Origin of the sequence: Ameyamaea chiangmaiensis (assembly GCF_013376175.1) — a bacterium.
GTDB lineage: Bacteria > Pseudomonadota > Alphaproteobacteria > Acetobacterales > Acetobacteraceae > Ameyamaea > Ameyamaea chiangmaiensis.
Map to the genome: position 1 here is coordinate 1 of NZ_JABXXR010000106.1, position 10628 is coordinate 10628.

General features: G+C 62.5%; 9 protein-coding genes. 3 read left to right on the forward strand and 6 right to left on the reverse strand.

Translation table 11 applies throughout. From position 1 onward, the window contains the following. From HUK82_RS11890 to HUK82_RS11900, 3 genes are all read left to right on the forward strand, one after another. Positions 1-2292: TonB-dependent receptor (locus tag HUK82_RS11890; protein WP_218061578.1), on the forward strand; the 2292-nt coding region annotated here is incomplete at its 5' end. Between the two features lie 92 nt (positions 2293-2384). Then, the gene (locus HUK82_RS11895; RefSeq protein ID WP_176614169.1) at positions 2385-3215 is read left to right on the forward strand and encodes a creatininase family protein; all 831 of its coding nucleotides are present in this window, start codon (positions 2385-2387) and stop codon (positions 3213-3215) included. Between the two features lie 210 nt (positions 3216-3425). Then, entirely contained in the window at positions 3426-4685 is a 1260-nt protein-coding gene (locus HUK82_RS11900; RefSeq protein WP_176614170.1) for an MFS transporter, read from the forward strand. 109 nt (positions 4686-4794) lie between these two features. On the opposite strand, the gene HUK82_RS11905 is transcribed toward HUK82_RS11900, so the two are convergent. The 6 genes from HUK82_RS11905 to HUK82_RS11930 form a co-directional block, all read right to left on the reverse strand. Next, complete coding sequence (locus tag HUK82_RS11905; protein ID WP_176614171.1) at positions 4795-6987, reverse strand: pyrroloquinoline quinone-dependent dehydrogenase; 2193 nt, start codon at positions 6985-6987, stop codon at positions 4795-4797. Next, the gene (locus HUK82_RS11910; RefSeq protein WP_176614172.1) at positions 6987-7394 is read right to left on the reverse strand and encodes a glycerol dehydrogenase; all 408 of its coding nucleotides are present in this window, start codon (positions 7392-7394) and stop codon (positions 6987-6989) included. Before HUK82_RS11910 ends, HUK82_RS11905 begins: the two co-directional genes overlap by 1 nt. 71 nt (positions 7395-7465) lie before the next feature. Then, positions 7466-7921 carry a DUF4186 domain-containing protein gene (locus tag HUK82_RS11915; protein WP_212648050.1) on the reverse strand — a complete coding sequence of 152 codons (456 nt, stop codon included), beginning with the start codon at positions 7919-7921 and terminating at the stop codon, positions 7466-7468. Positions 7922-7981: 60 nt separating this feature from the next. Continuing rightward, positions 7982-8740, reverse strand: coding sequence for a hypothetical protein (locus HUK82_RS11920; RefSeq protein WP_176614173.1), 759 nt, complete (start codon positions 8738-8740; stop codon positions 7982-7984). 51 nt (positions 8741-8791) lie between these two features. Beyond that, complete coding sequence (locus tag HUK82_RS11925) at positions 8792-10075, reverse strand: NCS2 family permease (RefSeq protein WP_176614174.1); 1284 nt, start codon at positions 10073-10075, stop codon at positions 8792-8794. A 171-nt stretch (positions 10076-10246) separates the two neighbouring features. Then, positions 10247-10628, reverse strand: a 382-nt coding sequence (locus HUK82_RS11930) for an MFS transporter (RefSeq protein ID WP_218061579.1), incomplete at its 5' end; no start/stop codon positions are given.

Genomic DNA, 10628 nt, shown 5'->3' on the forward strand with positions numbered 1-10628 from the left:
CAGACCGCGCCATCGGGCCCGCGGGCCGCTCAGGCCGCGACCGCCCGACCGACGCCCCGCCACGAGGCGATGTCGATGGAGTCCCAGAGTGGCATTGAATCCGTCAACGTCAGCGGCGTGCGTCGTTTCGCCGGTGGTATCATGCGTCGCCAGACCGCTGCGGAATCGCGCAGTTCGATCGGGCAGCAGTATATTTCACAGAAGATGGGGGCGAGCGCTCCGTTGGCTCTCGTTTCCGCTCTGCCCGGCGTGAACTACAATAATTCAGACCCCTTGGGCTTGGCGATCCGACAGACGATGACGATCCGCGGCCTCAGCATGGGGGAAATGGGCTGGGTGCTGGAAGGCATGCAGGGCATGGACCAGGCCTATTACCAGCCCTACATGGAGACTTGGGCGGACTCTGAAAATATCGCTGATATGACGGTGATTCAGGGCAGTTCGCGTCTTGTCGATCCGGTCTCGACAGCGTCCGGTGGCGAGGTCATCGTCACGGTTCGCGATCCGTCGGACAAAATGGGTGGACACCTTAGCTACAGCGCCGGGTCGTATCGCGCACAGCGCGTATTCGCGCGGCTTGACTCGGGTTACATCGGTAATAGCGGTGTCAAGATGTTCGCTTCGTATTCTTATACGGCCGCGAATCTCTTTACCGGAAGTGGCCGTAACCATCGGACGCAGGTGGACTACAAGATTACGAAGGATTGGGGCGACTACGGTAAAAGCTCGATCTACGCCTCGTATGACAATTGGTATAATGCACGTCTGAACACGACTGGGCTGAGCCAATGGGAAGCCGCGAACGCGGTCGACAATAATTTTTCCGCTGGTAATCTCGCCAGTACCTACATCCCGGGCAAGACAACCAATTATTGGAAGCCTTACGTCTATAAGAATGAAGATGCCTTAGTATCCATGCAGAACGTGTTCCGCGTGGCCAAGGGTGTGACATTCCACTTCAATCCGTATTTCCGTTGGGAGGCGACGAACGCACCGGGCCAGACAAGTGCCAATGTCAATAGCTTGTATGTCGGCAATGAAAAAGCCGACGTCAACACCAGTGGTCTGTACTATACTAATGCGGCTACTGGACAATTTTCTGCCATGAGTAATACAAGGCAGAATATTTATGCTGAAGGTATCAATACCTATTTTGATATTGATCTGACTCGCACAAATACGATGCAGGTTGGATATTGGTTCGACAATTTTTCTCTTTCGCAGCTCGGTAGCCTGTCTCCACTCGACCAGTACGGCAACGCAGCCAACGACATGGGGAAATATATCCTCCGTGCCACGGATGGGCGTGCCATCTCCGGCTCGAACTTTACGCTGCAGCAGCAAACGCACGCACTTTACATCGGCGACACGCAGACGTTTTTCGGCGGTAAGCTGAAAATTGCTGCTGGTTTCCGGGAAATGCTGAATTACATCAATGGGACGAACTACGTCGGCTCACAGGGTAAATTCTCGAACTCGTTCACGCAGCCTATGCCGCGCGTATCGATTTCTTATGATATCAACCCGCATACTCAGGTATACGTCAACGGAATTACCAATGTGCGCGCTGCGATGCCGGGCAATAGCTACACCACGCTTTATAATGTCTCGACTGGAGCCGTGAGCCAGCAGGGGTTGGCGTCTGTGAAGCCGGAATATACGATCGGCGAAGAGCTTGGTCTGCGTTATCATGGTGCCGTTCAGGCCAGTGTCGCCCTGTTCAACATGAACATGACCAATCATCAGATTTCGACGCTGGCGGTTCAGAACGGCGCTCTGGTCAGCCAGGCCATCTCGGCCGGCGGCGAGACGATTCGCGGTGTCACGGCCGAGTTGGCCACGCGTTCCTATTATGGTTTTTCGCCATACGTGAACGCCCAGTATGTCCATGCAACGATGGACAATGACATGACCTATGGCGGCAAGGTTTATCACACGGCCGGGAAGGTCATGGTGACGACGCCGAAGTTTATGGCCAATATCGGCGTGAATTACGAGCATGGCCCATTCTTCGCCAATCTGGCCTTCAAGTGGGTCGACTCCCAGTATTCGACGTTCATGAACGACCAGAGCATGCCGGCATACAAGACCGTCGATCTGGGTCTTGGGTATCGTCTGCCGAGCTACTGGATCGCGCACGCGCCGACCGTGCGCCTGAACTTCACCAATCTGTCGAACGTCCATTACCTCGGCTCCGTCGCCAGCCCGACGGTCTCGTATAAAGTGTCGCAGCCGGGCTACTATCTTGCGGCTCCCATGACGGTGATGATGACCGCCTCGACCGATTTCTGATCCTGAGCGGGGCTGTTCCTGACGCCCCGTCTATCACATTCCGGTGCGCCCCCCCGGGAACGATGGGGATGCCACGACTATGAGGAAACCCGATGCCTTCTTCCTATTATCTTGCGGAACTCTCGGCGGCCGAAATGCGCGAGGCCGCGACGCGTAAGCCAGTCATCCTGCTCCCGATGGGCAGTTTCGAAGACCAGGGGCCGCATGCTCCGATGGGTGACTACCTCTCGGCGGCACGTATCGCCGAGCTGATTGCCGAAAAAGCGACGGCTGATGGCGTGGAGACCTATGTCGCGCCGGTCGTGCCGTTCGGGGGCGAGGATTTCTTCGGCTACATGCCGGGCGGCATCGCACTGGCGCAGTCGACCCTGCGCGCGGTGGTCGACGATATGCTGCGGTGCCTGCTGCGTCATGGCCTGACGCGTATCGTCTTTATCAACGGCCACGCGGGCAATTGTGGCGTGATCAATGACGCCACGCAGAAAGTGTGGCTTGAGCAGGAAATCGTCATTCCCGCCCTGTATCTGTGGCGCGTGGGTTATGGCTTGCTGCCCGGTATTCTGGGCAAGGACGTCGCCGCGAAGTCGAGCGGTCATGGTTGCGATCCGCTGACAAGCGTCGTGTTGCACCTGTTCCCGCATCTGATCAAATCCCAGTACATGCCCGGCCCGACCGTTCCGGGCAAGGTGTGGGGCCTGCAGGTCACAGGTTTCACGTCGCTCGGAATCGGGGAAGGGGGCACGATCACGGTACCGTTCGAAGGCGGGGACACAGTTCCGAATGGTGTCTGGGGTGGTGACCCCACATTGTGCTCTGCCGAGACGGGGGCCGCGCTGGTCGAAAAGCTGGTGGCGATCGGCGCCGAGACGGCGGCCCATGTGGTGCGTCAGTCTGATCCCAAGACAGGCAAAGCGATCGTCTGAACGCCGTCTGCGTTTCGGTGCCGGTTTCCGGTGCGGCAGCGCGCTGGGGTGAACGATGGGCCCACGTGGCATAAAACCTATTTTATGCCACGTGGGCTGCTTTTCCGTTCGTCCGGTCTGAAAAAAATGAGACGATCACACCCCGCCTCGAGGCCGCGTCAGCGGCATTGGCGGGTTTTTTTTATGATGATGGATGAGAGAGGACGCGGCATGGCGTTTCGACGGAACAGATGGTTTCTGCTGTTGTTGCTGTTTGTGCCGATGAATTTCATTCTCGGTATCGACAGGAATGCCCTGACCGTCAGTTCGCCCCTCGTCCAGCAGGCGCTCGGGATCGATCCGCTGCGCATGGCTGAACTGATCACGATTTCGACGGCCGTCTATGCGCTGCTTCAGATCCCCTCGGGTTGGCTGACGGAGCGCATCGGTGTGCGATATGCGCTGGCCGGAGCGTGCCTGATGTGGTCGATCGCCACGGTGCTCACCGCCTTTCAAACCCATCTTGGCGGTTTCTTCGCGGTCCGGATCCTTCTGGGGATCGGGCAGGCGCCGGACTGGGTGGCCTGTATTTTCGCGCTCAAACTGCTGTTCTCGGACAAAGAGCGCGAAGCGGCCAGTTCACTGCTGCTGGGTGGTCTGTATGTCGGGTATACCGCGAGTGGCGCGCTGACGGCGTATGTCATGCAGACATTCGGCTGGCGCAACTGTTTCCTGATCTATGGTGTGATCGGTCTTGTGTTCAGCGCCATCGTGTTCCTCTGCTACGGCGGCCCCTCCGTCGAGGGCCAGCGCCAGCATACGGAGGCGCGGCCTCAGACGCCGCACGTACCGGTGGCGTGGCGCGAAATGCTTCTACCGGTCGCGCAGATCTCCGTCTTCTATGGCGGCGTGTGCAGCGTACAGGGCTTTTTCCATGTGACGTTCCCGCATTTCATGATGGATCATCATCACCTGAGCGCCGGGCAGGCCGGGCGCCTGTTTTCGATCCCGTGGGCATCGCTCTATGGCTCGGTGCTTCTGTGGGGGATGGTGATCAGGGTGTTCAAGCGCCGCGAGACGGCTGCCCGTCCATTCCCCGCTGCCCATGTGCGTCTGTTCGGCATCATTGGCGCGGCTGCGTTTCTGGCATCTGGCATCCTGTGCTCGTCCCTATGGGGCGCAATGACACTGTTCGTGCTGGCAATGAGTGGTGTCGGACTGTGCCAGGTGCTGACCTGGTCGCACGTCCAGAGCTTCCCGCGCGCGACCGCCGTGGTGGCCGGATGCACCGCGCTGGTCGGCAACTGGATGTCGTCGGTCGGTCCGGTCTGGACCGAGATGGTCTTCAAAAGCACGCATGTCTGGTCGCCTGTGGCGGCGCTTATGCTGGTTTACGGCACGATTGCCGGGGGCATGTGGCTGCTTCCCAATCGATCCGTGCCGGACCGTGACGAACAGATGACCCCTGTTGCCGGGGCCGAGTTCGAGTAGGGCGCGCCGTCCGCGCCAGCGTCGCGGTGTAACGCGCCCTTTGGGTATCGCGCCTATGGACGTGTGGTGAAGGCGGATGGCCTATCAGGCCACCCGCCGAGGTCCATGTTCAGCCCGTCTTGCCGGGCAGGGCATACACCACCAGTTCGTCCGACACCGGCGTCATCATGAAGTGATGGCCACCGGCCATGATGGCGAGGTACTGCTTGCCATCGACCATGTAGGTCATCGGCGTTGCCTGACCGCCGCCGGGCAGAACGTCGCTCCAGACCACCTTGCCGGTCTTGACGTCGATCGCGCGAATCAGGTTGTCAGTCGCCGCTGCCACGAAGACCAGCCCACCTGCGGTGACGATCGGGCCGCCATTATTGGGCGTGCCGATGTTGAGCGGCAGGAAGGTCGGCAGCCCCCAGGGACCGTTGGCCCGCGCGGTTCCCAGCGGCTTTTGCCACAGGACCTTGTGCGTGTGGATGTCGATCGCCTCGATCATGCCATACGGGGGCTTGTTGCACATCATATGGGTGTACTGGTCCCAGAACGGCGTCACGACGATGCCATACGGCGTGTCGGACATGGCACCGTTACCCTCGGCGCCGCCGCCGGAGGGGTTGTAGTTCGGGTCGTCGATCGACATCAGGCCCAGCTTGTCGGCCTGCTTGCGGGTCACAAGCTGATCGTACATCGGGGTGTTGTTCCAGTTGGCGATCACGATGCCGCTGGCGGGATCGTAGGCCATGCTGCCCCAGTCGGAGCCACCGTTATAGCCCGGATATTCGATCCAGGGGCGATCGACGTGGGGTGGTGTGAATTCGCCCACATAGGCGGCGCGACGATATTTGATCCGGCAGAAAAGCTGGTCGATCGGCGACATGCCCCACATGTCGCTCTCCTTGAGCGGCGGGAAACCAAGCCGCGGGAACGCCACCGACCAGGGCTGCGTCGGCGACCGGGGGTCGTTCGGAACAACGCCGGGCGAGGGAGCCGGCTTTTCCTCGACGGGATAATCGGGAACGGGCTTCCCCGTCCGCCGGTCCAGCACGAAGGTCTGGCCACGCTTGGTCGGCACCAGCAGCGCCGGGATGACGGTGCCGTCGGCCGCCTTGTAGTCCAACTTGGTCGGCTGTGACCCCAGGTCATAGTCCCAGACGTCCTTGTGGACCGTCTGGAAGACCCAGCGCGGCGAGCCCGTCTTGACGTCGATCGCCACGATCGACGAGGAGACCGCGTTTTCCTTGTCGCTGCGCAGGGCACTGTAATAGTCGGCGGCCGAATTGCCGGTGGGCACGTAGACCAGGCCCAGTTCGTTGTCACCCGTCATGGTCGCCCAGGAATTCGGCGTGCCACGGCTGTAGAACTTGCCGGGCTCGGGCTGATGGTGGTCGTCGGGGTTGTTGACGTCCCATGCCCAGGCGAATTTTCCGCTCTCCGCATCATACCCGCGGATGACACCCGATGGGGCCCAGCGCCGCTGGCCGTCCAGAACTTCCTGATTGATGACGACGACGCCATTCACGATCGGCGGCGGAGAGGTCATGGACACGAAGCCGGGCACGGATTCGCCCATGCCCTGCATCAGATTGACCTGGCCCCCCGTGCCGAAACTCTCGCACGCCTTCCCGTCCTGCGCGTCGACAGCGATCAGACGCATGTCGAGCGTGGATTCGACAATCCGGTCGTGGCAGTGCTGCCCCTCGGGCACGGTGGACGAGGTGTAGAACACGACACCCTTGCAGGCGGCGGTGTAGGGGATCGAGTGGTATTGGACGCCAGCCTTGAAGCGCCATTTTTCTTCGCCGGTGGCGGCGTCGATGCGCATGATGTCGTTCGTGGCCGAGCACATATACAGCGCGTTGCCCACCTTGATCGGCGTGGTCTCGGCGGCCCATTTGTTCGCCTGTCCCGGACCGGGCTTGCTCCCGGTATGGTAGACGAAAGCGCGTTTCAGGCCGCCGACATTCTCCGGCGTCAACTGGGTGAGCGGCGAGAACCGGTCCTGATTGTCGTCGTGGCCATATGCGGCCCAGTCGTCATGCCCGGGATTCGCGCTTTGTTGAGGGACCATGGCTGGAATCGTGGCCGGATCGATTTCGGAGATGTCGGGCAGGTTAGCGGCGTTCACACCGGGCGCTTGCGGATTTCCCGGCGGTGGCGCCGTGAATTTCGATGCGCTGGACGCGTCCTGCGCGCTGTCGTTACCCATGCCGGGAATACGTTCGGAGTGCGACGCGACCTGCGCCCGCGCCTGCGCGAGGGCGAGGGCACTGCACAGCAGAGTGGTCGTCAGAAGGGGGAAGCGGCGCATCAGACGGCCCTCCGATCGGGACCGCTGACGGGTCCGGCAGTTGTGGAACGGAAGGTCTCGTAGCGTCGCAGGGCCGGCAGACACAGGGCGACGAGCACGGCGAGTATGGTGGGGCCGAAAAGGCGCGGCAGCCATCCCCACCAGTCGAATCCGACTTCGTAGACCGTCCACGCCAGCGTTCCGATCCATGCCAACAGGTACAGCGCGGCACCGAGCGCGCGCCGCAGCAGAAGTAGGATTCCGGAGGCAAGCAGCACCAGGCCGCAGATCACGTAGTAGAAAGACCCGCCGAGCGCCGCGAGATTGGCGCCGCCAACGACGAAGATCAGGCCGAATAGCGTTATGAGACCACCGAGTAGAATCGCGCCTACCAGGCCGACTCTGCCCGTCTGTACTCCGACTGACATGAAAATTCTCCGAACATACTCTCACCCTTACTCAACGGGACGCCCGGTACCGAGTTTCGCGCACGTTTTTGTTACGACTGTTCGTGCGGAGCCGGGCTGTCCAGAAGATCGAATTGGCGACCGTCCGGCTCCGCGTGCTGCCGAGGGTCGTCACGCCGCTGTTCAAGCCATGCGCTGATAACCGACACGACGTAGCGTTGTTCCGGCGCGGTCAACGCGCGCCCCTTCGGAAGAGCGTGCCATTTCGCGATACAGGACCGGCAACACGTGGCCGTGGCGTGCTGGGCCACGAAGACCGGGTGTCCGCGCCACGGTGTCTGCCGACCGTCCTGTCGGGGGCGTTCGGGAGCGATCCGGGTGGCGACGAAACTGGCGGCGTGCTCGGCGATGACGTGCGGAGTGCGTGATGCGAGATATAACTGATCCTGCAGGTCAAGACGAAACCGGGACCGGAACGACGAACGCGCGAGACGCGCCCACAGACCGGGGTCGATCGGGTGCATGTGCTCAGGGTCTCGTGTCGGCATGGGCCTCTCCGCTCAGGCGAGCGCGGGTGATAACAGCATCCGCTTGCCGCCCGGAGGGCTTTACGTGGCGCCGGTAGGCATCGCTGCCCTGCGTATGGGGCGGCCGCCGAAGGTGCATGGCCCCGTATGCGTCAGGTTGATGCTACGATCCAGCCAGATGCTGCCGCCGATCGCGCGCCAGCGTGCGCAGAACGCGAAATCCTCGCTCAGATACGTGCGCGAAACCGGGTCGATCATGCTGTCGAACAGGGCATGCGGGGCGATCGCCCCTTCGGCCGGTCCGGGTTCCGGGGCATCGATGCGCGCATAGCGCGTCTCCGGGTAGGCCTCGATCATGCGCAGCAGGGCGGTGCGACTGATCATCAGGAAACCAGTCCCGGCATAGGCAACTTCCGCCACTGTGGCCTCCGTCTGTTCGTAGAGGCGGCCGCTCTCGCCCACATAACGGAGCGTGGCGCTCTGCCAGTCCTCGCCGGCGGCGACGAGATCTTCGGTCGCCGTGCCCCAGTAGCGCTCCTTGAGTGGATAGAGCGCGCCTGTGACGTCGCGCCCGGTGTCCAGCAGGCGGCGGATATCCGCTGCGCGAAAGCCGATGTCGCTGTCGATGAACAGAAGGTGCGTGGCGTGGGGAACGGTGAGGAACTGGTGGGCGAGCGTGTTTCGGCACCGTGTGATCAGGGCGTCCTGCCCGAGCAGGGAGAGCGTCATGGTGAACCCCATGCCACCGGCCTCGGCCATGCAGCCGAGGACCGACTGCATGTAGGACTGGGTGACGAGGCCACCGAAGCACGGGGTCGCGATGAAGACATGTTCGTTCATGCCGCCACCATGACCCGTCCGCGTTGACGCGGGGTTAATGCTGTCCGAGCCTTAGCTCTGCATGCGGGTCTCGAGCACCAGAAACATCAAAAACACCGCGTCCAGTCCCAGCAGCATGGGTGTCAGTCCGCGCCACTGCCGACCGGCGACCATCAGCGCCGTGTGCAGCAGCAGGCCACAGGCCAGACTGATCATGAAATTGCCGGTCAGCAGCGTGATCACGACCATCAGGAGCGGGGCCATCATCTCGGTCAAGGTCGAGCGGGACACAAGCGGCAGGCCCGACAGCATGTCCAGGCCGACCACGATCAGCACGGGTGCAGTGGCCACGGCGGGGATCGCCGTGATCAGGGGCCAGAAGAACGACGAAAGGGCGAACAGGACGGCGACGACCACGCCGACCAGTCCCGTTCGGCCCCCGGCTTCCACGCCCACCAGCGATTCGAGATAGGCGGAAACGGTGCATGTCCCCAGTGACGACCCGATCACGCTGGCCGCGCCGTCCGAGGTGAAAGCGGCGCGGCCCAGCACCGGCTGGCCGTCCTCGCGCTCCAGCCCGGCGCGGCGGGTGACGGCCAGCATGGTGCCGGTCGCGTCGAAAAAATCGCTCAGGAAAAAATACAGGGTGACGGGCACCAGCACGAGAAGATGGTCGGCGAATCCGTGAAAGTCGAACGGAAACAGCATGTGCGTCGGGTAACGGGGCCACTCGGCCGCGCGCGCCGGGATGTGCGTTATGGTGTGCCCATCGGGGCCGGGAATGAAGGCACCCAGGACGGTGACGGTTACGATCGTCAGCAACATCGCGGCCGGGACACGCGCGCGCGTCAGGACCAGTGCCATGACCAGACCGCCCAGACATAGCAGCACGGTCGGGTTGGCCATGGAGCCGAACGCGAGCCCCTCGTGCGAGGGTATGGCCAGGCCGCCGGTCGTCATGCCGATCCGCGCGATGAACGCGCCGATGGCAAAGCGGATGCCGTCGATGATCGGCTCCGGGAAGCCCTGGATGATGCGTCCGCGACTGTTGGTCAGCGACAGCAGCGTGAACGCCAGCCCGCTGAGCAGCACGATGGTGAACGCGACGCGCGGGGGCACGCCCATATGCACCACGACGATCTGGGCGAAGACGATGTTGCTGCTCATCGCCGGCGCAAGGGCGATCGGAAGATTGGCCCACAACGCCATCAGCAGCGTGCCGATCACAGCGGCGGCGATCGTGGTCATGATCATGTCGTGGCGATCCAGACCGGCCATGGCCAGGATCGCCGGATTGACCGCCATGATATAGGCCATGGCGCCGAAGGTGGTCAGCCCGGCGACGAGTTCGCGCATCGGCGTCGATCCGCGCCGGGAGATATGGAAATACCTGTCGAGCAGGTGCCGGAACGAGGCGATGGTCGTGGTCTCCCGGACGGTCGGCGCAAAGAGGATGGGGGTAGGGGCCCCGGACGATGCACATCAGCACCGAATATGCCCCGTGGGCAATACGGTCCGTGGCCGGCGTCAGCGCCCGGGGCGCGGCGCGCGAGTCAGCATGACGCCCAGGGCGACCACGGCCTCGAACCCCGACAGCATCAGGAAGATCGCGTCGAAGTGGCCCGTGTGATCGCGCACCGCGCCCCCCACGGTCGGGCCCGCCGCGGCCAGGGTCGAGACCAGACACATCAGCGAGAACAGCTCCAGATTCGGGCGGCGGCCGAACCATGCCAGCAGCAGTGTGGCACTGCAGACATTGCTGGCCCCAAGTCCGATGCCGATGGCGACCAGAAACACGCTAAGCGTGATCGGGCCGGTGGGCAACGCCAGCATCAGCGGGGCGGCGATCAGGCTGCCCATGGCCAGCAGCGTCGGCGCGCGCGGGCCCACGCGCTCCCCCAGTCGCCCC